The following is a 26,322-nucleotide window of genomic DNA, read 5'->3' as shown; positions in this document are numbered from 1 at the left end:
TTGCCACAAGTTAGAGGGGATTATTTATATATAGTTTCGTACAGTCCGCGAGGGGAGAGCCGGCATGGCAGGGGATGAGATCGCATGGCTGCGTGCCCAGCGGGCGGAGATGACCGGCACCGACCGTGAGCCCGAATGGCGCCGGGACCTCGTTGACGCGATCCTGCGGCGGTGCACGAGCGAAGACGTCCCCGGTGGTGCGAGCCGGGCGGATCTCGACGAGGCGGCCGACCACGCGGGCTGGCTCCTCGCCCATGACTGCGGCCAGTGGTCCTTCTCCCTGGTGGGCCGGGCGCACGAGGTGCGCTGGGAGGCCTTCGGCGATCCCGCCGACCGGGACGTCGCCATCACCATGCTCTCCGAGGCCGACGACCTCCGTTCGGAGAACGCCTGGTTCAGCGCGGCCGATCACGCGGCCCTCGGCGAACTGCTGCTGAGCCGGCACGCGGACCGCGGAGTGCCCTACGACCTGGATCTCGCGATCGACCGGCTGCGGGCCGCCCTCGACGGGTGCGACGACGACGAGCGGGCCGCCCTGTATCTGCGCTACCGGCTCGGCACGGCGCTGGCCCTGCGTGCCGGCCGCCGGAACACCGCCGGCACCGACCGTCGTGACGCCGCGAACCTGCTCGCGCGGGCACTTCCGCATCTCCCCGAGGGGGATCCGGCCACGCAGGAGACCGCGCTCACCCTGGGAAGGCTTCTCCAGGGGATGGAGGTCGACGACGGCGGTGCCGGCGACCTCGACGAGACCGTCGAGTGGACCCGCCGGGTGCTCGGCGAGCACGGGTTCGCCATCCTGCGGGCACACTCCGCCGAGGCGGTCATTTGGACCGTTCCAGAGGATCCGCTCCACCCGTCGGGAGAATCCCAATGACCGTCTTTCTGCCCCGCTGACCTGCTCCTGGACGCGTTGACGACCAGGAACCCCGGGTGGTGACGGGCATGCTCAGCCGTCTTCTCGAAGACAGTCCTTCAGCACGCTCAGCCGTTCTCCCAGAGGCGATCCTCCGGCGTGATCGAGGGAGACCCTCCCGCGCGGATCGCCACGGATCTCGCCGCGGCCAGGAGGGGATACCCGTCGCCCAGGGGCGCGCGGCCGTGAGCCAGCGGGCGACGGTCGAGCAGCGGCGCGAGCAGCGAGGAGACCTCTTCCACCCGGCCCGCGCCCACCCGCAGGAGCGCGAGGTCCAGCCGTCCCGCCAGGACGACGGGATGGCAGGCGTCCAAGGACTCCCCGCCCATCGACAGGAGCGCGGCGCTCGCCGCCTCCGCCTCGCCGTCGCGCCCCAGCGCGTGCGCGGCCCTGGCGGTCAGGAGCAACCTCTCCGCCTGGCCGGGGAAGTCGTCGCCGTGGTCGCGTTCGGCCTTCGCGAGGGCCGCGAGCGTCCGCGCGGCGGCGGTCGCGTCGCCGAGGGCCAGCTGGGCGGCGGCCTGGGCGCGTCGTACCGCCCGGTCGGGGGGCAGCGCCCGAAGGCCGGCGAGTGCCTGGGCCGGCTCTCCCGACGCGGTGAGCGCCAGGCAGCGGACCAGTGACGCCTCGGCGTGGAGCCGCGGGGAGACCCGCCGCGCGAACCACTCGCCGGTGACGGCGACATCGGTGAGCAGCCGTACGGCCTGCGCGGGGAACCCCGCCGCCAGCTCGATCTCCGCCAGGCGCACGGTGTCGTACTGGGGCCAGTAACCCTCGGGCGTCAGCTGCTGCGCGCGGAGCCGGAGCGCCTCGGTCAGGTGGTGCCGCGCCTGCGCCGGGTGGCCCGCGGCGAGCAGGGCCTCGGCGAACGTCACCCTGGCCGAGGCCGTGTTGACGTTGTCCCGGCCGAGACGTTCTTCCCGATCGGCCAGCGCCGCCTCGGCGAGGGCCACGCCGGTGACCGTCCGCCCCGCCCTGGAGGCGGCCCTGGCCATCGCCTGCCGGATGAGGGTGAGGCGCCGCCAGGCCGGGGCGGTCCCCGTCGCGGGGAGGTCCCCGGCCTGCTCGTCGTACAGGTCTTCGAGCTTGCGCAACCCCTCGCTCGGACGGCCGGTCTCCACCAGTACCTCGGCCAGATTGTGCTCGGCCCGCGAGCCGCAGGACTTCGCGTCGGCGGGCACGGGAAGCTCGCCCGCGACCCGCAGGGAGTGCTCGAAGCAGGCTCTCGCGGCCGGTAGGTCACCCAGGCGCAGCCACGCGAGGCCCTGCCTGCCGGTCACGTCGCACAGGGCCCGCAGCTCGGAGGGATCGTCGGCCAGCAGGCCCGCGAGCTCCCCGCCGACCTCCGCCGCCCGCGCGAGCAGGGGGCTGTCCAGCAGGACCTGGAGGACCACGTCGAGGGCGCGCGTCCGAGCACGGCCGTCGGCGCCGATCCGCCGGGCGAGCTCGGCGGCCTGCTCGGCCGTGCGCAGCCGTCCGGCCCATTCTCCGGCGAGCGGGACGAGGTCGCGGGCGAACCAGTGTGCTTCGAGCGCCGCCGCCTGATGGTCGGCCGGGCCTTCGGGGTCGTCGACCATCGAGCGGAAGGCCAGCTCCGACAGGCGCTCGGCGCTCGCCTCGGCCCAGCCGCCGGGGGGAACGCCGACCGTGAGCGCGGCGCGTTCCAGCCGGGGAGCCAGGTACCGCGCGTACGCGGTGACGCGGCCGTCCCACCCGGCGGCGGCCGTGGCGCCGTAGACCTCCGTCGTCTCCCACACCGGCTGGCTCTGTCCCGCGGACAGGCGTTTCTCCGACGTCGAGATGTCCCCGATCCCCAGGCGCACCTGGCTGAGCATGAAGCGCTCCACCTGGTGGAAGCGGGCCACCCTGCGCAGCGCCGCGGTGACCAGGTTCTGGGCGTCGAGCAGGGAGTGCGGCGGCTCGCCTCCGGCCGCGTCGCCGTCGGCGGCACCGGTTCCGCCGGCGGCACCGGTTCCGCCGGTGGCGTCGACGCTGTCGGCGTCGCAGGCGGTGAACTCGTCGAAGGCGTGCTTGACCGCCAGGGCCACGAGCACGCGCCGGCTCCTGACCTCGTTGTACAGCCAGACGGCGCTGCGTCCCCTGTCGCGTTCACCGCCCCGTGGCAGCCGTACGCGCTCCGCGACGTCCTCTGCTCTCACCTGGTGATAGCCCCCGTGGCGGAAGGCGTCGGCCGAAGCCGCCGCGATGGCGGCGAGCCTGCGTTCCTGCGCCGACACCTCTTCACCCCTCTGATTCACGGCATATGAATATATTTCACTATGGTTTTGCGCAGCCTAGGGGGACGAGTTGGCTATCGCAAGGGATGTCCGGCTCACGCTTTCGCGGAGGTTCCCGGCGAGGCGGCGTCACGAGCCGCCCCGCCGTCAGGCGGCAGGCGGCCTGTTCTTCGAGCCCGCGCGGCGGGGCCGGAATCCCGGCAGTTTCCGTACGGCCGAGACGACCTTGGTGCCCGAGGCCGTCGCCGTCAGCTTCCGCACGCCCGCGATGACCGCGCTGCCCGCGGCTCCCACCAACGGTTCCCGTTCCTCCTCGGCGGTGGGGCCGGGATCCGGCAGGACCGGTCCGGTGCCCCCGGCGCGGCGCGCCTCCAACTGCGCGGCGAAGGCCAGGCCGAGGAAGAGCGCCATCGAGCTCAGAAACGACCACAGCAGCAGCGCCACGACGGCGGTGAGCGGGCCGTAGGTGGCGCCGAAGGTGCCGCTGCTCTCGATGTAGAAGGCCAGCAGCAGGGTGAAGACCGTCCACAGGGCGAGGGAGACCAGGGCCCCGAACGCCAGCCAGGTATGGCCCGGCTGTCTTCGCCGGGGCGCGGCGCGGAACAGCACCGAGGCGGACAGCAGCGCGAGGAGGAAGCCGAGCGGCCAGCGCACCAGGTGGTACGCCCCCATGGCTCCGTCACCCCACCCGTAGACCTGGGCAAGGGCTCGCCCGATCGCTCCGCCGCCGACCATCACGACAAAACCGACGGTCATGAAGGCGCCCGCGGTCACCGCCATCAGCAGGGCCCTGCCGTATTTGCGATGGAACGGGCGATCGCGCTCGACACCGTAGATGCGGTTCGCCCCGCGTTCCACCTGGGCCATGGAGCTGGTCAGCGAGACCAGAGCGGTGATCAGGCCGAGCCACAGGGCGACGGCGCCCCCGGCGTGGCCCGCCTGCCGGTGGCTGTCGGCGAGCACGTCCCTGACCGCCTCGACCCCCGCGCCTGGTGCGATCCGGCTCAGGGTCAGCTCCAGCACCCGGCCGAGCTCCCGCTGGTTGAGCATCGAGCTCAGCCCGACCAGCGCGATGGCGCCGGGGATGATCGACAAGCAGATCTGGAAGGCCAGCGCTCGTGAGTTGGTCAGGCCGTCGCCGTACCTGAATCGTGCGAAGGAGTCACGGACGAGATGCCAGCGGCCGTACTCGCGCAGGGTGTCCCACGCATGGTCTGCCGAGAGCTCATCACCGTTCATGCCCCGTGTCTGCGGAACTTTCGTCGCTGTGCCCATATCAGGGACCTGACTACCCGAAAAGCGACACCGCGAACAAGGGAAATCCCTTCTCACCCTGTGTTGAAGAACACTTGATGTGTCCGAAATTCGGGGTAGGGGGAGGGGCATGGCTGAATTCCTGACAGATATCAAGGAGATCCGGGCACGAGCTCGGGAGGAGATCGAGAAGGGGCCGATCACGTCCGCCTACGGCGGAGATCTCCCCCGGGTGATCCAGGTGTGCAACGAGGCGCTGGCCACCGAGCTGGTCTGCGTGCTCCGGTACAAGCGTCACTACTACACCGCCTCCGGGATCCACGCCGGGGCGGTGGCGGCGGAGTTCCTGGAGCACGCGGCCGAGGAGCAGGAGCACGCCGACCGGATCGCCCAGCGCATCGTGCAGCTCGGCGGCGAGCCGGACTTCAACCCAGACACCCTGACCGCCCGCTCGCACGCGCAGTACGACGACAACCTCGACCTGATCGAGATGGTCAAGGAGGATCTGATCGCCGAGAGGATCGCCATCGCCTCCTACACCGAGATCGTGAAATGGCTCGGTGACGACGACGTGACGACCAGGCGCATCTTCGAGGACCTGCTCGCCCAGGAGGAGGAGCACGCCGACGACCTCAAGTCCCTGCTGGAGAGACTTCCCGGGGCGCTCGGCGGCTGAGTCCACCGATCGGGCCGCCCGTACGACGGCTGGAAATACTCCCTGGTGGGCTCAGCCACTGAGCCCACCGACCGGCCGCCCGTACGGCGGGGCGAACCGCACGGGCGGCCGGTCGAACAGTCGGTGAGCCGGTGAGAGAACCGCGGACGGTGGCGGCTCCCTAGCCGGTCGTGCAGGACACCTGCGGGTCGGGGGAGCCGGTCCCGGAGGAGATGAAGCCGAAGGTGGCGGTCGCCCCGGAGGCCAGGGAGCCGTTCCACGCGGCGTTCCGCGCGGTCACGGCCGCTCCCGTCTGGGTGAGCGTCGCATTCCACGCCTGGCTGATCTGCCGGCCGGTGAAGGTCCAGCTCGTCGTCCAGCCGGTGATCGCGGCGCCCGCGTTCTTGACGGTCACCTCGCCCTGGAAGCCGCCCGACCACTGGTTGGTGGTCTTGTAGACGGCCGTGCAGCCGCCCGCCGGGGGCGGGACGGTCGGAGTCGGGGTGGGCGTGACGGGCGGAGTGGGGGTGGGCGTGACGGGCGGGACGGTCGGGCCGCCGTCGAGCAGGGCGGTCAGTGCGGGGAACCAGCGGTCGGCCATCTTCTGGTCGCCCGACGCGTTGGGGTGCACCCCGTCGTAGGTGTCGGTCGCGGTGCTGAAGCCCGTCCACTGGTCGACCACCACGACGGGCGATCGTGCCGTGGTCTTGGTCGCCGCCCAGCCCGGGATCGCCGCGTTGAGCGCGGAGGTCCGCTGCCCGCACTCGGCACAGGTGGAGGGATTCATGGGGATTATCTTGGCGACCAGGATCTTCGTGTCGGGGTTGCTCGTCCGCATCTGGTCCACCAGCTTGCCGTAGGCGGCCAGGATGGTCGCGGTCGGACGGTTGCTCCAGACGTCGTTGGTGCCGAAATGCATCAGCACGATGTCGGGCCGGGTCGCCGAGAGCCAGCCGGGAAGCTGGTTCTGGTCGGCGACACTGGTGACCAGCGCCCCGCCGTGACCCTCGTTCTCCCCGTCGTAGGCGATGCCGCAGCCCTGGGGTGGGAGCGTCCCGACGAAGTCGACGTTGGTTTGGCCGGTGTTCGCGAGCCGGCTCCAGAGGAGGGCCCGCCAGCATCCGGGCGAACCGGTGATGGAGTCTCCGAGCGCCATGATCCGGGTGGCCGCGGCCTGTGCCGGCACCGCCGTACCCGCTAGAAGGAATCCGAGGGTCGCGGCCATCGCCACCAGGACCGTCAGAACCGATGTGCTTCCGTGCGTCATGCGCCGCATCGTCCGCTCCTGCCGTAGTCGGCTCGATGCTAGGCAGCCCTTCCTCGGGGCGGGAAGCCGTCGGCCCGTCGCGGGGAGGCCGACCTGCGGTGATGGTGACGGCGGGAGTGTAACTTTCAGTTACCGGACGAGGTTCCGGCCTTCCCGCGTGTGCCACGAGCCGGCGTGCGGCTCATCCGCCGGTCAGGCACTCCCGTACCGCCGCGACGAGCCGGCCGGCCCGCGCGTCGCCATGGCCGATCATCCGGTTGGCGACATATCCGAAGCCCACCCCGAACTCATCGTCCCCGAAGGCGAACTGGCCGCCCGCGCCGTCGTTGCCGAAGCTGCGCCGGCCGAGCATGGGCCGGAACCGGGGCGCGTCGAGCAGGAAACCCGAACCCCACCGGGCGCCCAGGTCCGGGAACCCCGACCACGAGACCCCGGACGACAGCTCCCGCACCGCGTCGGTGACGGTGTCCGGGGTGAGCAGCCGCGCCGAGCCGTTGACCCCGGTCACGGCCGCGGCGTACAACCCGGCCAGGCCGCTCGCCGAGGAGACCGCGCCCGCCCCGGGAAGCTCGGCGCCGAGCAGCGCGGGGTCGTTCCAGCCGTGAGGCTCCTCCAGGCCGGGGAAGGCGAGCGCGCCGTTCATCGTCACCATGCGCATGATCAGCGATTCGGGGTCGGGCATCGCGGGCCGCCCTCCGGCCTCGACGAGCCGGGCCAGGTGTACGGCCTCGTCCCGCGGCAGGCCGATCCAGGTCCTCGATCCGAGCTCGTCACCGATGGCCTTACGGAAGTACGGGCCCGGGGTGAGCCCGGTGATCCGCCGGATCACCTCGCCGATGAGGAAGCCGAAGACATGCCCGTGGTATTCGTGATCGCGGCCCGGCTCCCACAGCGGCTCCTGCTCCTCGATCGCGCGGACCACCGGGGTCCACTCGACGATCTCCTCGAAGCTGAGGACGCGATCCAGGACGGGGAGCCCGGCGCGGTGCCCGAGCACCATGCGCGGAGTGATCGTCTCCTTGCCGCCCCGCGCGAACTCCGGCCAGTACCGGCTTACCGGAGCGTCGAGATCCAGCCGTCCCTCCTGCGCGAGGAGGTGGGCGCAGATGCTGACGATGCCCTTGGCGCAGGAGAAGACCGGGACGACCGTGTCCTCGTCCCACGGCCGGCCACTGCGCTCGTCCGCGACCCCGCCCCACAGGTCCACGACCTTGCGTCCGCCGACGAACACGGTGACGGCCGCGCCGAGTTCACCGTACTCGGCGAAGTTACGGGAGAATGCGTCCGCGACCGCTCCGAACCGTTCGTCGGCCCATCCGGTGTTTTCCACGGTGTCTCTTCTTTCTCATCTCGGGTTGCCGGCGGTTTCGGGCAGGGCTCTCCTACGCGCACACGTATGGGGACCCGGAGAGCTCCTGCTCACTCACTGCTCTCACGGTGCGGAACGCTACAGTTCCTAGGCATATTAAGCAAATGCCTAGGGGTCCTAGGAAAAATGGAGATGGCGGATGGCTCGTGCGGGACTGACGGCGGAGCGGGTGACGGAGGCGGCCGCGGAGCTGGCGGACGCCGTCGGGTTCGAGAACATCACGGTGTCCGCGCTGGCGCGGAGCTTCGGGGTCAAGGACGCGAGCCTCTACTCGCACGTCCGAAACCTTCAGGACCTGCGGGAACGCGTCGCACTGCTGTCCGCAGGCGAGCTCGCCGACCACATCGCCGCGGCGGTCGCGGGCAGGGCCGGGAAGGACGCCATGATCGCGTTCGCCAACGCGTACCGGGAGTACGCGCTGGCCCACCCCGGCCGTTACGCGGCGACCCAGATCCAGCTGGAACCCGCTGCCCTCGCCGCCCTCGCCAAGAAGTCCACCGCCTACGCCCGCAACGTCGAGCTCACCCACGCGATGCTGCGCGCGTACCGGCTGACCGAGCCGGACCTGACCGACGCGGGCCGCCTGCTGCGCAGCGCCTTCCACGGCTACATCACCCTCGAGGCCAACGGCGGATTCAGCCACTCCCGCGACGTGCAGACGTCCTGGGAACGGGCCCTCGACGCCCTCCACCTCCTGCTGGAGCAGTGGCCCTCGGAGCCGTCGCGTCACGCGGCGGAGGAAGAGGGGATCTGACGTCCTTCCGGACGTCGATCTCGACGGTCCGCGGACTACGGGCCCGGTGAGCCGCCCGGCCGGGCGTGACGTGATCGAGTGGGGAGGGTGGGCGTCACACACCCAGGAACGGGTTACCCACGGTGAAACCTGTCCTGGTTGAAAGGGCTCGCGTAGCCGACGATGGATCCACGGCCACCACCGTCAAGCATCGTCAAGCATCGCAAGCCCGCCGATCACCGACCACAGTCCACCTCGAAGCCCGTCGATCACTCACCACCGCCGTCCACCCCCGAAGCTCGCCGATCACCGACCACTCCGCCCCATGGACACCACGAGAGGAATCACGCTGATGTATGTACACACCTACGACATCAACGATTTGAAGGCGCTGTTCGTGGCCTTCGACGTCCTGTTCACGGTGCTGATGTTCGGTGGTGTCGGCGCGTTGCTCCGTCACTCGTATCCGAACGGACCACACGGCGTCCGCCGGTCGTCCGAGGAGAACCTGCTCTTCAAGAAGTTCGCCAACGGCAAGATCGACGATGACGAGTACCGGCGGCGCAGGGAAGCCCTCAGAAACTCCGCCGACGCCGCCCACTGCGCGGTGATCGACTCGTGGGGCGTGCCCGGGAACCGCCTCGACGGTCAGTCGCCGTTGGGGACGGGATCCGTCTTCGGCTGCGGAGGAGTCGCCGTTCGCGCCACGGCTCGCTCGTCGGAGAGCCGGACCGTGGCGCACGCTCCAGGCTCCCCGTCGCGGGTTTCGGCGCCGTCGGAGGACCTGACGAGCGACGTGTAGTCCTTGAGCTCTATGTCCGTGGCGAACCTGTCGGTCACCCTCAGCATCGCCCTCAGCAGGAACCCGCGCTTGAACATCCAGTTGCGCATCCTGATCCGCCCCCGCGTCGACGGGGCGAGGAAGGGGCCGGCGCTGCCCTGCCCGGCCACCTTGGCATAGCCGCGGAACGCCTCGTCGTACTTCTGGAACGCCACCCGGTGGTCGCCGTCGGCCGCCGCCAGTTCCCCGGCCAGCACATACGCGCCCACGATGGCCAGCTCGGTGCCGAAGCCGCCCAGGGTGTTGCCGTAGGCGGCGTCGCCGAGCAGAACCACCCGGCCCCTGGCGTAGCGGTCGATCCTGACCCGGCTGATCGAGTCGAGATAGAGCCCGCGCGCATCCGGCACACCGGCCATGAGCTGGGGGATCAGCCAGCCCGCGCCCCGGTAGGCGTCCGCCAGGATCCGCTTCTGCTGATCGACGTCGTATCGGTCGTAGTCCAGCTTCTCGGAGGCGAAGACGAAGAACGCGGGTGCCTTGGGGCCGCCGAACGACGCCAGCCTGCCCGGCTCGTTGTACATCACGCTGTCGAAGCCGGTGTCGAGGTCGAGGTCGAGGTCGACCAGGGCGTAGTGGTACCCGAGGAATTGCACGTACTCCGACTCGGGGCCGAAGGCCAGCCGCCGCACGTTGGAGTGGATGCCGTCCGCTCCCACCACCAGGTCGAAGGTGCGCGGTGCGCCGTGCTCGAAGGTGACGTGCACGCCGCCGGCCGTCTCGGTCAGCGAGGTGATGGAGTCGCCGAAGACGTACTCACAACCTTCCGCGGTCCTCTCGTACAGCAGGGCGGCGAGGTCGCCCCGGAGGATCTCGATCTCCCCGCCGGAGAACTCACCCGGCATGACCGTCAGCCGCCTGCCGTTCGCGTCGACGATGACCTGGTCGGTCCCGCCGGTCTGGCGCCGGCGTACCTCCTCCAGGATTCCCATGCGATCCAGCACGGTGCGGTGGGTGACGCCCTTGAAATCGACGGCCTGGCCGCCGGCGCGGAGCCCGGGGGCCTTCTCGACGACGGTGACGGTGTGGCCGTAACGGTTCAGCCAGTAGGCGAGTGCGGGACCGGCGATGCTCGCGCCGGAGATGAGGACCGTGGTGTTCTCCATGGCCACGAGCTTCGCGAGGGTTGTTGACAGTTCACCGCCTACCGGCTGACACTCACGCGTCCTCGCCGCCGAGCACTGTCAGCGCCTCCTCGCGGCGCATCGCGGCTCCCCGGGCGAACGCCGACGCGAACGCCTCCGCACCGATGAGATCCCGGGCGTCCGCGGCGATCCGGGCGACGTCGCGGTCACCGGCGACGGTCGTCCCGCGCAGCGCCACCGCCACACCGAGCAGCAGCGACGCCCGCAGGTTCGTGCCCGCCATCAGGGCGGCTCCGGCCTGGCCTTCGGCGGCGTCGGCGAGGTCCGCCGTCAGCGGCGACCTCCGCGCGGTGGCCAGTGCCTCGCGATGACGCAGCCGGGCCTCGGCGACCTCGCCCTCGGCCTCGGCCAGCCGGGCCAGCGCGGTGAACACCCGCGCCCGCGTCCCCTCGGCGCCGAAGGCCCCGGTCTCCGAAGCACGCAGGGCCGCCTCGAACCGGCGGCGGGCCCCGGCGGGGTCGCCCTCGAGCCGCGCGATCTCCCCCAGCCCCAGGTCGACCGGGGCGGGCGTGCCCGGCAGGCCCGCCTTACGGGCGAGTTCTCCGGCGCGACGGTAGTCGGCGGCAGCGGCGGCGAGATCGCCCTCACGCACCAGCCCCTCGGCCCGGCGTCCCAGCACGTCCGCGCTCTCCTCCAGGGCGCCGAGCTCTTCGAGCAGCTCCAGCGCCTCCGCCCACAGCTCGCGGGCGCGGGCCCACTCCCCGCGCCAGCTCGCGATCATGGCCAGCCAGTCGAGCCCCTGCGCCGTCCCCCAGCGCTCTCCCAAGGAACGGAAGCGAGCCAGCACCTCCCGGAGCTCTCGCTCGGCCACGGTCGGCTCACCGTTGAGCAACGCCAGCAGGGCCAGGCTCAACCTTCCCAGAGCCAGGTTCCACGGATCGGCGCCGAGCAGCCGCTCCGTCTCGGGGCCCATCGGTCCCGACGGCCCGGCGACCATGCCCCACAGGGCGGCGGTGAAGGGGTGCCGAAGCGGCCGGTCCAATGACCGCATGATCGCCTTGGCCCGTGCCCAGTGCTCGGGCAGCGCTCGTGGTACGGCATGCGCCACGCACATGACGTACTCCTCCTTCAGCCCCGGGACGGGCCGGACGATCGCCCCAAGAAGCTCGGCGGCCGCCTCCCCGGCCTGACTGCGCCGCCCGCTCAGCCACCAGTACGCCGCCAGCGCGGCGATCAGCCGCAGCGCCGTCTCCCGGTCGTTCGGTACGGCCCAGCGCAGCGCGGCCATCAGGTTGCCGTGCTCGGCGGAGAGCCGGGCCAGCCACCGGAGCTGTTCGGACCGGCGAAGGTGGGGGTCGGCGCGCTGTGCCAGATCGAGGAAGTATCGGGCGTGGGCGCCGGCCAGGCGCTCGCGCTCCCCGGTCTCGGCCGGCCGTTCGGCGCAGAACAGCATGATCGTGTTGATCATTCGGTATCGGCCGCCGTCCATCTCGATCAGCGACTTGTCCACCAGATCGGCCAGCAGCCCGGCGGCTCCCTCCACCTCGCAGACCGCCTCGACCGCTTCGGAGGAGGCGCTCCCCGCGAACACGGCGAACCGTCTGGCCAGCGTCTGCTCCTCCGGCGTGAGGAGGTCCCAGCTCCACTCCACCACCGCGTGCAGGGTCCTGTGCCGGGCCGCCGCCGTACGGTCACCGCGCGACAGCAGCCGGAACCGGTCGTCCTCGGCCAGGCGCGTGGCGATCTCCTCGACGGTGAACGACCGCAGCCGCGCCGCCGCCAGCTCGATGGCCAGGGGCAGCCCGTCCAGTGCCGAGCAGATCCGCGTGACCGTCTCGACGTTGGCCTGCCGTACCTCGAATCCCTGCCGTACGGCCGCCGCCCGGTCGGCGAACAGCCGCACGGCCGGGTAGGCCAGCGCGTCGGACGGAGAAGAGCCCCGCGGTGGGATGGGGAGCGGGGCCAGCGACACCAGCGTCTCGCCGGTGATGCCGAGGGGCTCGCGACCGGTGGCCAGGATGCTCAGCTTCGGACACGCGCTCAGCAGGCCGCGGGCCAGCGTGGCCGCGGCGACGATCACGTGCTCGCAGTTGTCGAGGATGAGCAGCAGCTCCTGCTCGGCGAGCGCCGACACCAGGCGTTGCGCGAGATCGGGTGGTGACTGAAACGACTGCAACGAGATCTCGCGCAGCCCGAGCGCGCCGAGCACCGCCTGGGGCACCTGGTCGCCGTCGTCGAGCGGGGAGAGGTCGACGAAGCACACCTCACCTCGAGTACGTCCGGCCGCCTCGATCGCCAGCCGGGTCTTGCCGGTGCCGCCGGGCCCGGTGATCGTGATCAGCCGGGAGTCACGCAGTGTGTCGATCCGATCGAGCTCCCGCTCGCGTCCCACGAAGCTGGTGAGCTGAGCCGCGAGCCGCTGTCGCGGCGCCGGGCGCTCGGCGCGCAGGACGGACAGGTGGACCGCGGCGAGCTCGGGCGAGGGGTCGGCGCCGAGTTCTTCGGCGAGCCGCCGCCGGACCTCCTCGAACACGGCCGACGCCTCGGCCTGCCGCCCCGTCGCCTGCAGGGCGCGCATCAACTGCCCGCTGAGCCGTTCCCGCAACGGATGCGCGGCCACCAGCCGCTGCAGCTCGGCCACCGAACAGCCCTCGGGAAGGGCGAGTTCCGCCTCGACGAGATCTTCCGTCGCCGTCAGCCGGAGCTCCTCCAGCCAGGCCACCTGGGCCTGCCGGAAAGGCAGATCGGCCAGGGCGGACCCCCGCCACAGATCGAGAGCCTCCCGCAGTAGCCCCGCCGCGGCGGCGGGACGGCCCGCGGAGACCAGCCGCCGCCCTTCGCGGGCGAGCCGCTCGAACCGGTGGACGTCGACGTCGTCGGGATCGATCGCGAGCCGGTATCCGGTCCCGTGAAACTCGATCAGCTCCGCGCCCAGGGCGCGGCGCAGGCGGGCCACCTGGGCCTGCACCGCGTTGACGGCACCGCCGGGGGGCGCGTCGCCGTACTGGCTGTCGATCAGCTGGTCCACGCCGACCACGCGGCCCGCGTTCAGCAGCAGGATCACCAGAAGGGCGCGCGGCCGGGGCCCGCCCACGACGATCGTCTCACCGGCAGGGGAGCGGACGTCCAACGGCCCGAGGATGCCGAACTGCATGGCGTTGATTGTCCCGCATGCCGACGGCCTCCCTCGAACTCAGACCTCGTGCTGTGCGCCTGGCGTGTCCGGCGCGTCCTGCTCCTCCGGCGTCGCGTCGGGGTGGGCGGCGATGAACCTGTCGACGATCTCGTCCGTGATCTTTCCGCGAGGGGAGATCTCCAGCCCCTGGTCGCGCGCCCATTCGCGAACGTCGGTGTTGGTGTAGCCGCGCAGCCGGGGCGCGGTGTCGACGGCCTTCCTGGAGCGGGTGGCCTGCTTGACCTCGCGAGATCTCTCCAGGATCCTCTCGATGAAGGCGAGGGCGTCGCCGAGTCTCTGCTGGTTGCCGTCTGACAGGTCGATGGCGAAGGTCCTGTCGAGCAACGGGAATTCCCGGCGTATCACGTCGGATCCCTCGGAATTATCGAGGTCGTCCACCAGGATCACCTTCTGTGCCATCTGCCGTCCTTCCCAATGAATCTTGGTCGCTGTCGCCCGTGGCATCCTGCCGCCCCGGGCCGGATCGATCATGCTCTTGGCTCATTGTTTGTCGATTTGTTTGTCGATCCACGAGGTTTTCCCGGCCCTGCCGGGCCGGACGGGATCCGTACCGCCGGTCGCCGGGACCGCCGCGCCCGCGGGTGGGTCGAGGCAGGCGACGGGCTGTGTTTTTCGGGGGTTCCCGGGAAAATCCCCGGGGATTCCCCGGCAGATCTCCCGGTGGTTCCCTCGAAGGAGGGCGTCCAGGTAACAGGAGCGGGGTTGACGCGGTGAGTGTTAGCGCTATCACTGGACGGGGTCAAACAGCTCCTCCTTTTTAACAGGAAAAATGCGGTTCCCTGGGAGAGCCTGGTCTGGGCTTGACACCTAACCCTGTTATCGCAAACACTCAGAGGCCCCAGTGTGCGTGACCCCCGGACCGCCGGATCGGAGATCGTCGTCCGAGAGGCCCCCGGAGTCCGCTCACGTAGTCGTTCCTCAGCAGAAAGGCGCTTGTCCCTGAAGGAAAGGGGCTTGCCTCCATGGGATCGTTCCGCGCCGGATCGGCCCATGTCATGGCCGTTAACGCAATCACAAGCAAGCGATAGGTTAGTGAGCGAGGAGACGATGACCGTACCCCTTACCCGGCTCCGTGAGGAACTCGCGGAGCACCACCGGCAGCTGGTCGCCTCCGAGCTGGTCGTGTGGACCGCGGGCAACGTTTCCGCGCGAGTCCCCGGCGAGGAGCTGATGCTCATCAAGCCGAGCGGCCTGCCGTACGAGGAGCTGACGCCGGAGTCGATGGTCCTGTGCGACCTGTACGGCGAACCGGTGGACGGCGGGTTGAAGCCGTCGAGTGACGTGTTCGCGCATGCCTATGTATACCGGAACATGCCGCAGGTCAACGGTGTGGTGCACACCCACTCGACCTATGCGACCGCGTGGGCGGCACGCGGCGAGGCCATTCCGTGCGTGCTGACGGCGATGGCCGACGAGTTCGGCGGGGAGATCCCGATCGGCCCGTTCGCGCTGATCGGCGGCGACGACATCGGCCGGGGCATCGTCGAGACCCTCTCGGGTCATCGCTCGCCCGCCGTGCTGATGCGCAGCCACGGGGTGTTCACCATCGGCGCTTCGGCCAAGGCCGCGGTCAAGGCCGCGGTGATGTGCGAGGACGTGGCACGGACCGTGCACATCACCCGGCAGATCGGCGAACCCGTCAAGATAGCGCCGGACGACGTCGACAAGCTTTACGACCGTTACCAGAACGTCTATGGGCAAGGAGCCGACAGGTGAAGTCCCTCGAAGAGCGCGAGATCTGGTTCCTCACGGGAAGCCAGGCACTCTACGGCGATGACACTCTGCGCCAGGTCGCTGAGCAGTCGCGGCAGATCGCCGACGCCCTGAACGACGCCTCCGGCGTACCCATCCGCGTGGTGTGGCAGCCGGTGCTCACCGACGCCGAGTCGATTCGGCGGATCTGCCTCGACGCGAACACCTCGGACGCGTGCGCCGGCGTGATCGCGTGGATGCACACGTTCTCGCCGGCGAAGATGTGGATCGCCGGGCTCGACGCGCTGCGGACACCCCTGTTGCACCTGCACACGCAGGCCAACGTGACGCTGCCGTGGAGCTCCATCGACATGGACTTCATGAACCTCAACCAGGCGGCGCACGGCGACCGGGAGTTCGGCTACATCCAGTCGCGGCTCGGGGTGGCCCGCAAGACCGTCGCCGGGCACGTGAGCGACCCCTCGGTGGCGGAGCGGATCGGCGCGTGGGCGCGGGCGGCGGCCGGGCGCGCGGAACTGAGCTCGCTGCGGCTGGCCCGGTTCGGCGACAACATGCGCGACGTCGCGGTTACCGAGGGCGACAAGGTGGAGGCCCAGCGGCGGTTCGGCGTGTCGGTCAACACCTACGGCGTCAACGACCTGGTGGCGGCCGTCGACGACGTCGCCGAGTCCGAGGTGACCACGCTGGTCGGCGAATACGCGGACACCTACCGGGTTGTGCCTGAGTTGCGCTCCGGCGGGGACCGGCACGACTCGCTGCGCTACGCCGCGCGGATCGAGCTCGGCCTGCGGCACTTCCTCGTCTCCGGCGGCTTCGGCGCGTTCACCACGAACTTCGAGGACCTCGGCGGGCTGCGGCAGCTCCCCGGTCTGGCCGTGCAGCGGCTGATGGCCGACGGCTACGGCTTCGGCGGCGAGGGAGACTGGAAGACCTCCGTACTGCTGCGCACGCTGAAGGTGATGGCCGGCGGGCTGACCGGCGGGACGTCGTTCATGGAGGACTACACCTACAACCTGGAGCCGGGGCAGGAGCGCATTCTCGGCGCCCACATGCTCGAGGTGTGCCCGTCCATCGCCGAGGGCGTGCCCTCGTGCGAGATCCACGCGCTGGGCATCGGCGGCCGGGAGGACCCGGTCAGGCTCGTCTTCGACGCCGAGCCCGGTCCCGCGGTGGTCGTGGGCCTGGCGGACATGGGGGACCGGTTCCGGCTGGTCGCCAACGAGATCGAGGTGGTCGCCCCCACCGAGCCGCTGCCGAACCTCCCGGTGGCCCGTGCGGTGTGGAAGCCGCTGCCCGACCTGCGCACCTCCACGGAGGCGTGGCTGACGGCCGGAGGCCCGCATCACACGGTGCTCTCCTCTGCCATCGGTGTTGAGGAGCTCGCCGACCTCGCCGACATGGTCGGTGTCGAGCTGCTTGTCATCGACGCGGATACCAAGATCCGGGAGTTCGCCAAGGAGATCCGCTGGAACCAGGCCTACTACCGCCTGGCCCAGGGCTTCTGAGAGAGCGTCACCACAACCGGGGCCCAGGCCGGTTCGGAGGATTCGGGGGAACGGTGACGGCCCGGCCGTCCCCCGGGGTGCGGGAACTCCGCACCGACGGCGGTCGCGATCCGCGACCGCCGTCGGCGCGTCCATGACCGGTCTCCACGATCCGCTCGCCGGACCGGCGCCGCCGGCCCGGCGGAGCCCACCGGAAGCGCGCCGGTTCGATCTCTGGGCGACACCCCGTACGGTGACGTGCTCGGCGGTGACGACTTCTGTCGTTCACGGCCTGATTCACGGTGAGGGGTGGACCTTGCCCCTGGGTGAAGGCCCAGCATCATGGTGCCGGTCGCCTTGGCCGGCACGAGGAGGGTTGGGCGTGGAGCTGCTGACGATCGGGGCGTTCGCCCGGGCCGCGCGACTGTCGCCGAAGGCGTTACGGCTGTACGACGAGCTCGGGTTGCTCCGGCCGGCCGCGGTGGACGGGGAGTCGGGATACCGCTTCTACGATCCGGCGCAGCTGGAGCGGGCACGGCTGATCGTGTGGCTTCGGCGGCTGGGAATGCCGCTGGCCCGCATCCGCCAGGTGTGCGACCTGGAGCCGGAGGCGGCGGCCGAGCAGATCGCCGGCTACCGCGCGCAGATCGCGGCCGAAGCCGCCGCCCGCGAACAGCTGGCCACCTTCCTCGTCGACTATCTCTCAGGAAGAGGCAGCGCCGTGGAAGACAGGGAAACCATGATCGGAATCCGTTATGCGGCCCGGTCGGAGCTGGGACTGGTCCGCACGAGCAACGAGGACGCCGTCTACGCCGGCACCCGGCTGCTGGCGGTGGCCGACGGGGTGCGCGGGCCGGGCGGAGATCTCGCGAGCGCGGCGGCCATCGACGCGCTCAAGCCGCTGGAGACGAGGGCCGTACCCGCCGGCGACCTTCTCGGCGCGCTCACCGACGCGGTCGGTCAGGCCGGCCGGGCGATTCAGGACATCGCCGAGTCGACACCGTCCGGTGAGGCGGTCACCACGCTGACCGCGATGCTGTGGTCGGGCTCCCAGCTGGCGCTGGTGCACATCGGCGACACGCGGGCGTATCTGCTGCGCGACGGCGAGATCTTCCAGATCACCCATGATCACACCCACGTGCAGTCGCTGGTCGACGCGGGCAACCTCAGCCCCGAGGAGGCCGCCTCGCATCCGCAGCGCTCCCTGCTGGTCCGCGCGCTCACGGGTACGGGCGGATCCCAGCCGGACCTGTCGCTGCACACGGCCGCGGCCGGCGACCGTTACCTGCTCTGCTCCGACGGGCTGTCCGCCGTCGTCCCGGAGGAGTCCCTGCACGGCGTGCTGAGCGGCGAGGGGGACCCCGATCAGGTCCTCGATGAGCTGGTCAGGCTGGCGTACGCCGCGGGCGCACCGGACAACATCGCCTGTGTGGTGGCCGATGTGGTGACGCTTTGACCGGATTCCGTCCGGTCGGCCGGGCCCGCCGCGACGGCGGTGCGGAAAAGGGGAACGCGCCGGCCGCTCGCTCCTTCGGCACGTACACGCTCGACCGGCGGCCCCTGGCGATCCCCGCCTACCGGCGGTTGTGGATCGCCTCGGTCATCTCCGCGGTCGGTGGCTCGTTCAGCGTGGTCACGGTACCGACGCAGCTGTTCACGTTGACCGGCTCCTCCGCGGCCGTCGGCGCCGCGGCCGCGGTGTCGTTCATCGCCCTGGTCGTCGCGTCGCTGGGGGTCGGAGCCCTCGCCGACATCGTGGATCGGCGGCGGCTGCTGCTGGCCGCGCACTGCGGCCTCGCACTGACCTACGTGGCGCTGTGGGTCCAGGCGGCGTTGGGGAGCCGCTCCGTCGCCGTCCTCCTGGTGCTGGTGGCGTGCCAGGGGCTGACCTTCGGGTCGATCATGGTGACGATGGGGGCCGCGGTGCCCCGTCTCGTCCCCGCCGAGCTGCTGCCGGCGGCGAATGGCCTCAGCTCCCTCGTCCGGTACACCGGATCGATCATGGGCCCGTTGCTGGCGGGCGTGCTGATTCCGGTGGCCGGGCTCGGCACGCTCTACCTGTTCGACGCCGTCGCGTTGCTGGCCGTCATATGGGCGGTCGTCACGCTGCCGCCGATCTTGCCCGGCCCTCACCCGGCGCCGCACGACGGGATCTCGGAAGCGCCGCCGAACGAGGCGACGGCACGGAGCGGCCGGCGCCGGTTCACGCTCGGGCAGGTGTTCGCCGGGTTCCGCCATCTGCTCACCAGCCGGGTGCTCGCGGCCCTGGTGGCGGTGGACCTCGCCGCGATGGTCTTCGGGATGCCGACGGCGCTCCTTCCGGAGCTGGCGCAACGCACCTACGGAGGACCCGTGGGAGGAGGCTGGGAACTGGGCCTGCTCTACGCCGCCTATCCGGCCGGCGTCTTCGCGGCCGGGCTGATGTCGGGGACGTTCACGCACGCGCGCCGCCACGGCGCCCTGATGGCGTCGGCCGCCCTCGCCTGGGGAGGAGCCGTCGTGGTCCTCGGGCTGGCTCCGCGACTCTGGCTCGCACTGGTGGCGCTCATATTCGGCGGGGCGGTGAACTTCGTGCTCAGCACCTTCCGCAACGCCATCTCGCAGGCGTACACCGACGACGCCCTGCGCGGCCGGATCCAGGGATCGCTCACCGTCGTCCTCATGGGGGGTCCGCAGCTCGGCAGCCTGCTGCACGGGACCGCCGCGGCGGCGTACGGCCCCCAGGTGACGATCTGCGTCGGCGGCCTGCTCACCGCGGCGACCGTCGCCGTGATCATCAGAGCGGTGCCTCAGTTCTGGCGCTACACCGCCCCGACGGCGGACCGCCGATGAGGCCCGGCGGACGCTGCCGGTCGGCCGTCACCGTAGTGGCTCGCAGAAATCCTCGATGAAGGCGTGCATCGCATGGTCGAGATTCTCGAACTCATCAGGGCTCGGCCACATCTTTCATTAGCAACAACGAAAGCCGAGGCAACCAGCATAATGACGACGTGTTCTTTAAAATGCCGCCTGGTCCGTTCAAACTGCTCATCGGCGTGCTGCTGCTGTCAGTGGCGATCCGTGGTCTCAAATGGATAAGCGGCGTAGACCCCTATGTGCGTGGACCGTTCGACTGGGCGGCCTTGGTCACCTCAGGCCTTGGCATGGCTCTTGCGCTGACGGTGGCCGTGGAGGGTTTTCGCAAGGCCCGCAGACATGAGTATGACGAGCCTGCGCCAGGGGAAGCATCGGATGGGCCGCGTAATCGCCTGCTCATGTCCTCGGGCGCCATGCTTGTAGTGATGGCGGCGACGCTGTCATCGATTTTCTCGTTGCTCGCGTCCACGGATGGCGGGGACCCCTATACAACGGGCCCGCTCGATTGGGCCTCGTGGGCGAGCATGGGGCTCATCTTTGTGTCGATTTTCGCGCTGATCGCCTGGATCGCGCATAAGGGTCTCATGTAGCGGGACTGGAGCGGTCGGCGCCGATCCGAAGGGCTGGGGCCGGTGGGTGGAGCGACGCATGTGCATAGAAGCTCTTGGAGTGAAGAGGCCAAGGTGCACAATTGATCTCATGCGTAAGCGAGCTTTTTTCTTCCTTCCGGTGGTCATGTACGCGATCGCAGCGGCACTCATGGGTATGGAATCGATGGTGCGGACGCAGTATCAAGTGAGTCCGTACGAGCAATGGAGCGTTTTGGGCTGGCTGGGATTCGCCGTCCTGGTGCTCGCCATGCTCGTGAGCCTCGGCCTGGCTGTCTGGATGGTGCATACCGCAAACGTGGAGCGTGACCAACGCGAGCTGGCGCAAGGGGATTTTTCCGAGGCGTCTCGTAATGCCTGGGCGGCGGCGGGCCGGTGGTTGGCGCGGCACTGAGGTACAGCATGGCGCGTGTGCGGTGCCGCGCTGTGACCGGTCCTCATCGATGAGCCGGTCGTTGTGCATGAAGCGTGCCGGCCCGATTTCCTTCTTGCCGGAGGCACTGGTGATTGGGCTGCTACCGGCATACTTTCCGCAGGATTTGGTGTCGTCGCAGCGGTTTGAGTCGACGCCGAACTCGCCTTCCAGGCTGCCGGTCAGGGAGCCGTCTTCGATTCTGCTGCCATCGGCCGATCCAACGCTCATCGTGCCGACCCCGTGAGACGGAAGCCACCCCGAGGCGTTCCAGATGTAGATCTTTCTCCTCGAACCGGCGGTCAGGGCGTCGCATGCGGTTGAACGGTGTCATGTACGGAATGATGATCGATGAGTTCGTCTGACCGTTGACGGGAGCCATGAATGCAGATCGGTGTTGTCTTTCCCCAGACCGAGCTCGGCGGGGACGTGGGCGCGGTGCGCGCCTACGCGCAAGGGGTGGAGGAGCTCGGCTTCCGGCACCTGATGGCCTATGACCATATTCTCGGCGCCGATCCGGCGGTCCACCAGGACTGGCAGGGTGTCTACGACGTGCGGGACACGTTCCACGAACCGATGGTCCTCTTCGGGTATCTCGCCGCGCTGACCTCGCTGGAGCTTGTCACCGCGATCATCATCCTGCCCCAGCGGCAGACGGCCCTGGTGGCCAAGCAGGCGGCGGAGGTCGATCTGCTCAGTGACGGCCGGTTGCGGCTGGGCGTGGGACTGGGATGGAACGCGGTCGAGTACGAAGCCCTCGGCCAGGACTTCACCACCCGGGGTAAGCGCGTCGAGGAACAGATCGAGTTGATGCGCCGGTTGTGGACCGAGCAGTCGATCACCTTCGACGGCACCTATGACCGGGTGACGGGAGCGGGGCTGGCGCCCCTGCCCGTGCAGCGGCCGATCCCCATCTGGTTCGGTGCGCAGTCGCCCGTGGCGTACCGCCGTGCCGGACGGCTGGCCGACGGCTGGTTCCCGCAGATGCCTCCGGGCCCGAAGCTGGACGAGGCCAAGGCGATGGTCGAGGAGGCCGCGGTGCAGGCGGGACGCGACCCCTCCGTGCTCGGCATGGAAGGCCGGGTCAGCTGGACGGGCAGCGCGGAGGAGCTGGACGATCTGGCTCGCCGGTGGCGGGAGTCCGGTGCCACTCACCTCGCCGTCAGCACCATGAAGGCGGGACTGCGCACGGTCGACGAGCACCTGGCCGCGCTGGCGACCGCGGCCGAGACCCTCGAACTGCGGAAAGGTTAGTTCCGTCCGAGCGTGACGGTAAGTCCTTCCTCGGCCGCCGGCACCTCATCGCCGAACTCCTTCCGTGCGGCGGCCACGGAGGCGGCCTGGTCGTTGCCCGGCCAGAAGTGGGTGCAGGATGTCAGTTCTCTCGACGGCCATGGATGGCTCGGGCGTGTGCTCGTCCGCTCCGTGCGCCGCCATTCGGGGGGCGGAACGTAAAAATTAAAGGCCGCGGATAGGGGCCGGGGGACAGGGCGGGGGCGGGCGCCGCCGTCCGCGTGGTGGCCCCGATCCCCTTTCGGGGCGGGAGTTCCGCGACACCGAGCATCGGCGGACGGCATATGAAGGAAAGTTTCATAAGAATCGCCGACTTTGGAATTTATTGACTTAGGTCGCTGGATGAACGTAGTGTCCGGACAACCCCGACGTCCTGACCTCGCAAGACTCCCCGGAGTAGTTCATGAAGCGACTAGCAGTGGTAGCGGTGTTGCTCGCCCTCACCTCCGCCACCGCGTGTGGCGGAGGAGGCGGCTCCGCCGCGGATAGAGAAGGCCTCTACACGACGATCGACGCTCTCAAGCCGGGCCTCGACGCGAACGCGCCGATCAACCCGTACAACCCCAAGGGCAACGCCTTCCTGGGGTACAACGCCCAGTGGCTCGGGTGGACCAAGAATGATCTGACCGACTCGGACCAGTTCTACCCGGGTGTCGCGGAGAGCTGGAAGATCGCTCCCCACCAGTCCTCGATCACCATCAATCTCCGCCCGAACGGCAAGTGGTCCGACGGCGCGCCGATCACCGCGGAGGACGTGAAGTTCTCCATCGGCCTGGCCTACACCCAGGGCGGCACCGCCTACGCGCTCGACCCCTCGGCGGCCGGCACGGCCTCCGACATCAAGATCGTGAACGAGCACACGATCAAGATCACCCAGTCGGCGAAGAACCCGAGCAACTCCTTCGTCCAGGGCGTGATGCAGACCTTCATCGTCCCGGAGCACGTCTGGGCCGGAGCGCTGCCCGCCGACTTCTGGGCCAAGCTGAAGCTCGCGCAGAGCACCGCCCCCGGAGCTGACGCGGCACGTGCCGAGATCACCAGCCTGGCCGACAAGGTCATCGCCTTCGCCCCGCCCAAGGACGTCTCCGCCGGGCCGTTCACGCTGGCGCGGATGAATCCCGGTGAGGCTCTGCTGGTCAAGAACAAGAACTTCTACAACGCCGCCAACGTGGCCCCCGACAAGGTGAAGATCCTCAACTACACCGGCAACGAGCAGATCTGGAACTACCTGATCTCCGGGCAGCTGGACAACGCGCCGTTCACCGCGCTCCCCGCCGACGTCATGGAGCGCATCGTCCAGACCTCGGGCAACGGCGTCGTCCAGGGATACTCGCCGGTCGGCAACGCGCTGGCGTTCAACCAGTCCAAGAAGCCCTACGACAACGTGCACGTCCGCCGGGCGCTGGCCTACCTGATCGACCGCAAGCAGGTCACGAAGGTCGCCTCGCCGGAGGGCGGCGTCGCCGCGCTGACCACCTCCGGCATGCACCAGAAGGCCGCCGAAGCCTGGCTCGGCGCCAGGTTCGCCGCGCTCAATCCCTACAGGGTCGACCCCGCCCAGGCCGCGAAGGAGCTCGAGGCCGCGGGCATGAGGAAGATCGACGGCAAGTGGACGATGCCGGACGGCACCCCCTGGAAGCTGACCATCAACGTGCCCGCGTCGTTCTCCGACTGGGTGGCCGGCGCGAAGGCCGTCACCAGCCAGCTCAACGACGCCGGGATCGACGCCCAGGTCGTCACCACCGCCGACTACCCGCTCTACCTGCAGGAGATCGCCGCGGGTAAGTACGACATCGGATTCTGGCTGGTCGCGCTCGGGCCCTCGCCGTACAACATCTTCCAGCGCCTGTACGGCGCGTCGAACGGCTGGCAGCTCTTCGGCGGCAGGCTCAAGCACGTGGCGCCGGGCAAGGAGGGCAACTGGATGGGCGGCCCGGAGACCATCGAGGTCAAGGGCGTCGGCAAGGTCGACCCCGGCGAGCTGGCGGTCAAACTGAACTCGGCCCCGGAGGCGGAGCAGAAGAAGATCATCGGGATTCTCGCCGAGGCCGCGAACCAGGACCTGCCGGTGATCCAGATGTGGGACTACGTCAACACCCAGTTCGTCAACACCACCCGCTTCACCGGCTTCCCGCCGAACAACAGCGACACGCTGCGGCTCACCTCCGGCGTCTGGATCCAGCTCGGACTGATCAAGAGGAAGCAGGCATGACAGCCATCGGGGCCCGGCGTCTTCCCGGGGTGAACAACGTCGTACGGCGGTTGGCGGGCCACCTGGTCCGTGGATTCGTCATGATCCTGGTGGTCACCACGATCAGTTTCGTAATCATCAGGCACATCCCCGGCGACCCCCTGCTCGCCCGCTACGAGAGCCTGGTCGAGAAGGGCATGTCGCCGGAGCAGGCCCAGCGGGCCACGGCCGCGCTGTACGGCTTCCTGCCGCGCGGAACCCTGTGGGAGCAGTACCTCGACTACATGAGGGGGCTGTTCCACCTCAACCTGGGGCAGTCACTGAGCACACCCGGCGTGCAGGTCACGACGCTGCTCGGCTCGGCGGTCGCGTGGACGATCGTCCCGGTCCTGGTCGGCACCCTGCTGAGCTTCATGGTCGGCATCACCGTCGGCGTCTACGCGGCGATGAAGCGGTCGGGCAAGCTCGGCGACGTCCTGGCCCTCTCGGGCTCGCTCCTGCACGGCCTGCCGCAGTACGTCCTCGCGCTGCTGATAGCCGCGATCTTCACGACCCTGCTGCCGATCTTTCCCTCCGGCGGCACGGCGGACATCCTGTTCGAACCCGGCTTCAACGCCGGCTACATCGGCTCGTTGATCCAGCACGCCGCGCTGCCGATCGTGACCTACGCGCTGGCCAGCTACGGAGGCTGGATCCTGGCGATGAAGTCGAGCGTGGTCACGGTGCTCGGCGACGACTTCATCCTCGCCGCCGAACTGCGCGGCCTCAAGCGCGGGATCATCTTCCGCTACGTGGCCCGCAACGCGATCCTGCCGCTGTTCACCATCCTCGCGCTCTCGCTGGGCATGCTCTTCGGCGGTGCGATCTTCATCGAGCGGATCTTCAACTATCCGGGACTGGGGCTGCTGCTGATCAACAGCATCACCAGCCGCGATTACGCGCTGATGGGCGGTGCCTTCCTGCTGATCACCGTGGCGATCGTCGTCGCCAACATCGTGGCGGACATGCTGTACACCGCGATCGACCCGCGCGTGCGGAGCGGAGGGGGGACCGCCTCATGACCTGGAGACGCGACGGAGGCCACGGCGTTGTGATGCCGGCGAGCCCGATGGCCACACGACCGGCGGAGGGGATCGCATGACCGCGCCGACCATCATCCCGGGGGCCCCGGGCGGCACGCGCACGACCGGCGGCGCCCGCGCGACCCTGCGACGAAACTTCTGGCGCGGTGTCGGGCGGGTGCTGCGGCGCAAGCCCAGCCGGATGCTGGGCGTGATCATCCTGGCCGTGTTCGCGGTCATGGGCGCGTTCGGGCCGCTGTTCTATCCCGCGCAGCTGCCGCGCGACAACAACGCGCTCTACGCGGCGCCAAGTCTGATCCACCCCTTCGGCACCGACTTCGAGGGCACCGACGTGCTCGCCCTGGTGATCACCGGAGCGCGGTACGTCCTGCTGACCGGCTTGATCACCGCGGTCATCGCGATCGTGCTCGGCACCGGCGTCGGGCTGTTCGCCGGGTTCAGGCGGGGGCGCTGGGACAGCCTGCTCATGCGGATCACCGACATGAACCTGGCGATCCCGGGTCTGCCGCTGCTGCTGGTCCTGTCGACCGTGTGGAAGTTCACCAGCGCGTTCGAGATGGGGCTGGTGCTCGGCCTCCTCGGCTGGGGCGGGGTGGCACGTTCCGTACGAGCCCAGACCCTGTCCCTGCGCGAGCGCGGGTTCATCGAGGCGGCCAGGGGGCTGGGCCTGTCCACGAAGCACATCATCGGCAGGGAACTGCTGCCCAGCATGGCCCCCTTCATCGCGATGAACATGCTCATCGCGGTGACCGGCGCGGTATACGCGCAGGTGGGGCTGTTCTTCCTGGGTGTGCTGCCGTTCGAGGCCAACAACTGGGGTGTGATGCTCAACCTCGCCGTGTTCGGGGGCGGCGCGCTGACGACCACCGCCGCGCTGCCGTACCTGCTGGCGCCGTTGCTGGCGATCCTGCTGCTCACCCTGGGCATCGTGCTCGTCGTCGACGCGATGGACGAGATCTTCAATCCCCGGCTGAGGGAGGAGTGACGGATGTTCCTGTTCCCCACCAAGAAGGCACCGGCTCCCGAAAGGGAGGCGTCCTCTCCTGAGAGGACATCGCTCCCCGAGCGGTCCGAGCGGTCCGAGCGGTCCGAGCGGTCCGGAAGACCCGAGGAACTCGGAGGACCCGAGCGGTCCG

Annotated in this window: 20 protein-coding genes; 13 read left to right on the top strand and 7 right to left on the bottom strand. The window is 69.7% G+C overall.

Features of this window, described 5'->3' with window-relative positions:
• The first annotated feature begins 64 nt into the window (after positions 1-64).
• A complete protein-coding gene (locus tag CHC08_RS17540; RefSeq protein WP_089208369.1) occupies positions 65-877 on the top strand; it encodes a hypothetical protein in 813 nt (270 codons plus the stop codon).
• Between the two features lie 107 nt (positions 878-984).
• On the opposite strand, the gene CHC08_RS17535 is transcribed toward CHC08_RS17540, so the two are convergent.
• Positions 985-3,171 carry a tetratricopeptide repeat protein gene (locus CHC08_RS17535; RefSeq protein WP_089208368.1) on the bottom strand — a complete coding sequence of 729 codons (2,187 nt, stop codon included), beginning with the start codon at positions 3,169-3,171 and terminating at the stop codon, positions 985-987.
• Positions 3,172-3,297: 126 nt separating this feature from the next.
• Positions 3,298-4,389 carry a YihY/virulence factor BrkB family protein gene (locus tag CHC08_RS17530; RefSeq protein WP_245878382.1) on the bottom strand — a complete coding sequence of 364 codons (1,092 nt, stop codon included), beginning with the start codon at positions 4,387-4,389 and terminating at the stop codon, positions 3,298-3,300.
• Positions 4,390-4,534: 145 nt separating this feature from the next.
• Here CHC08_RS17530 and CHC08_RS17525 point away from each other — a divergent pair, with 145 nt between their 5' ends.
• Positions 4,535-5,080, top strand: a complete 546-nt coding sequence (locus CHC08_RS17525) for a ferritin-like domain-containing protein (RefSeq protein WP_089208366.1) — start codon at positions 4,535-4,537, stop codon at positions 5,078-5,080.
• A 160-nt stretch (positions 5,081-5,240) separates the two neighbouring features.
• On the opposite strand, the gene CHC08_RS17520 is transcribed toward CHC08_RS17525, so the two are convergent.
• Both CHC08_RS17520 and CHC08_RS17515 read right to left on the bottom strand, forming a co-directional pair.
• Positions 5,241-6,326: a cellulose binding domain-containing protein gene (locus CHC08_RS17520; protein ID WP_089208416.1), complete on the bottom strand. Its 1,086-nt coding sequence runs from the start codon at positions 6,324-6,326 to the stop codon at positions 5,241-5,243.
• A 181-nt stretch (positions 6,327-6,507) separates the two neighbouring features.
• Positions 6,508-7,656, bottom strand: a complete 1,149-nt coding sequence (locus CHC08_RS17515) for a serine hydrolase domain-containing protein (RefSeq protein ID WP_089208365.1) — start codon at positions 7,654-7,656, stop codon at positions 6,508-6,510.
• A gap of 178 nt (positions 7,657-7,834) precedes the next feature.
• Between CHC08_RS17515 and CHC08_RS17510 the strand changes: the two genes are divergently transcribed.
• Positions 7,835-8,449 carry a TetR/AcrR family transcriptional regulator gene (locus tag CHC08_RS17510; RefSeq protein WP_089208364.1) on the top strand — a complete coding sequence of 205 codons (615 nt, stop codon included), beginning with the start codon at positions 7,835-7,837 and terminating at the stop codon, positions 8,447-8,449.
• Between the two features lie 627 nt (positions 8,450-9,076).
• Here the strand turns inward: CHC08_RS17510 and CHC08_RS17505 are convergent.
• From CHC08_RS17505 to CHC08_RS17495, 3 genes are read right to left on the bottom strand one after another with little or no spacing between them, the layout of a single operon-like run.
• Entirely contained in the window at positions 9,077-10,372 is a 1,296-nt protein-coding gene (locus CHC08_RS17505; RefSeq protein ID WP_089208363.1) for an FAD-dependent monooxygenase, read from the bottom strand.
• A gap of 52 nt (positions 10,373-10,424) precedes the next feature.
• Positions 10,425-13,505, bottom strand: a complete 3,081-nt coding sequence (locus CHC08_RS17500) for an AfsR/SARP family transcriptional regulator (RefSeq protein WP_089208362.1) — start codon at positions 13,503-13,505, stop codon at positions 10,425-10,427.
• A gap of 39 nt (positions 13,506-13,544) precedes the next feature.
• Positions 13,545-13,946 (bottom strand): histone-like nucleoid-structuring protein Lsr2, encoded by a 402-nt coding sequence (locus CHC08_RS17495; protein WP_089208361.1) that lies wholly within the window; start codon positions 13,944-13,946, stop codon positions 13,545-13,547.
• A gap of 648 nt (positions 13,947-14,594) precedes the next feature.
• Here CHC08_RS17495 and CHC08_RS17490 point away from each other — a divergent pair.
• From CHC08_RS17490 to CHC08_RS17440, 10 genes are all read left to right on the top strand, one after another.
• Entirely contained in the window at positions 14,595-15,263 is a 669-nt protein-coding gene (locus CHC08_RS17490) for an L-ribulose-5-phosphate 4-epimerase (RefSeq protein ID WP_089208415.1), read from the top strand.
• Positions 15,260-16,765 (top strand): L-arabinose isomerase, encoded by a 1,506-nt coding sequence (gene araA / locus CHC08_RS17485; protein WP_089208360.1) that lies wholly within the window; start codon positions 15,260-15,262, stop codon positions 16,763-16,765. Before CHC08_RS17490 ends, araA begins: the two co-directional genes overlap by 4 nt.
• Positions 16,766-17,126: 361 nt before the next feature.
• Positions 17,127-18,200: a MerR family transcriptional regulator gene (locus CHC08_RS17480; RefSeq protein ID WP_179282086.1), complete on the top strand. Its 1,074-nt coding sequence runs from the start codon at positions 17,127-17,129 to the stop codon at positions 18,198-18,200.
• Positions 18,197-19,576 (top strand): MFS transporter, encoded by a 1,380-nt coding sequence (locus CHC08_RS17475; RefSeq protein WP_089208358.1) that lies wholly within the window; start codon positions 18,197-18,199, stop codon positions 19,574-19,576. The genes CHC08_RS17480 and CHC08_RS17475 overlap by 4 nt, the downstream gene beginning before the upstream one ends.
• Before the next feature lie 158 nt (positions 19,577-19,734).
• On the top strand, positions 19,735-20,190 hold the full coding sequence (locus CHC08_RS17470) for a hypothetical protein (RefSeq protein ID WP_089208357.1): 456 nt from the start codon (positions 19,735-19,737) through the stop codon (positions 20,188-20,190).
• 109 nt (positions 20,191-20,299) lie between these two features.
• Entirely contained in the window at positions 20,300-20,602 is a 303-nt protein-coding gene (locus CHC08_RS49615; protein ID WP_089208356.1) for a hypothetical protein, read from the top strand.
• Positions 20,603-21,004: 402 nt separating this feature from the next.
• Complete coding sequence (locus CHC08_RS17460; RefSeq protein ID WP_089208355.1) at positions 21,005-21,874, top strand: LLM class F420-dependent oxidoreductase; 870 nt, start codon at positions 21,005-21,007, stop codon at positions 21,872-21,874.
• Between the two features lie 442 nt (positions 21,875-22,316).
• On the top strand, positions 22,317-24,125 hold the full coding sequence (locus tag CHC08_RS17450) for an ABC transporter substrate-binding protein (protein ID WP_089208353.1): 1,809 nt from the start codon (positions 22,317-22,319) through the stop codon (positions 24,123-24,125).
• On the top strand, positions 24,122-25,165 hold the full coding sequence (locus CHC08_RS17445) for an ABC transporter permease (protein WP_089208352.1): 1,044 nt from the start codon (positions 24,122-24,124) through the stop codon (positions 25,163-25,165). The genes CHC08_RS17450 and CHC08_RS17445 overlap by 4 nt, the downstream gene beginning before the upstream one ends.
• A gap of 76 nt (positions 25,166-25,241) precedes the next feature.
• Positions 25,242-26,171 carry an ABC transporter permease gene (locus tag CHC08_RS17440; protein WP_089208351.1) on the top strand — a complete coding sequence of 310 codons (930 nt, stop codon included), beginning with the start codon at positions 25,242-25,244 and terminating at the stop codon, positions 26,169-26,171.
• The last annotated feature ends 151 nt before the right edge of the window (positions 26,172-26,322 follow it).

The organism is Streptosporangium subroseum, assembly GCF_900188345.1.
In the GTDB taxonomy this organism is placed as follows: domain Bacteria; phylum Actinomycetota; class Actinomycetes; order Streptosporangiales; family Streptosporangiaceae; genus Streptosporangium; species Streptosporangium subroseum.
The sequence above is the reverse complement of the archived record's forward strand: the minus strand, read 5'-3'. Positions and strand labels throughout refer to the sequence as shown.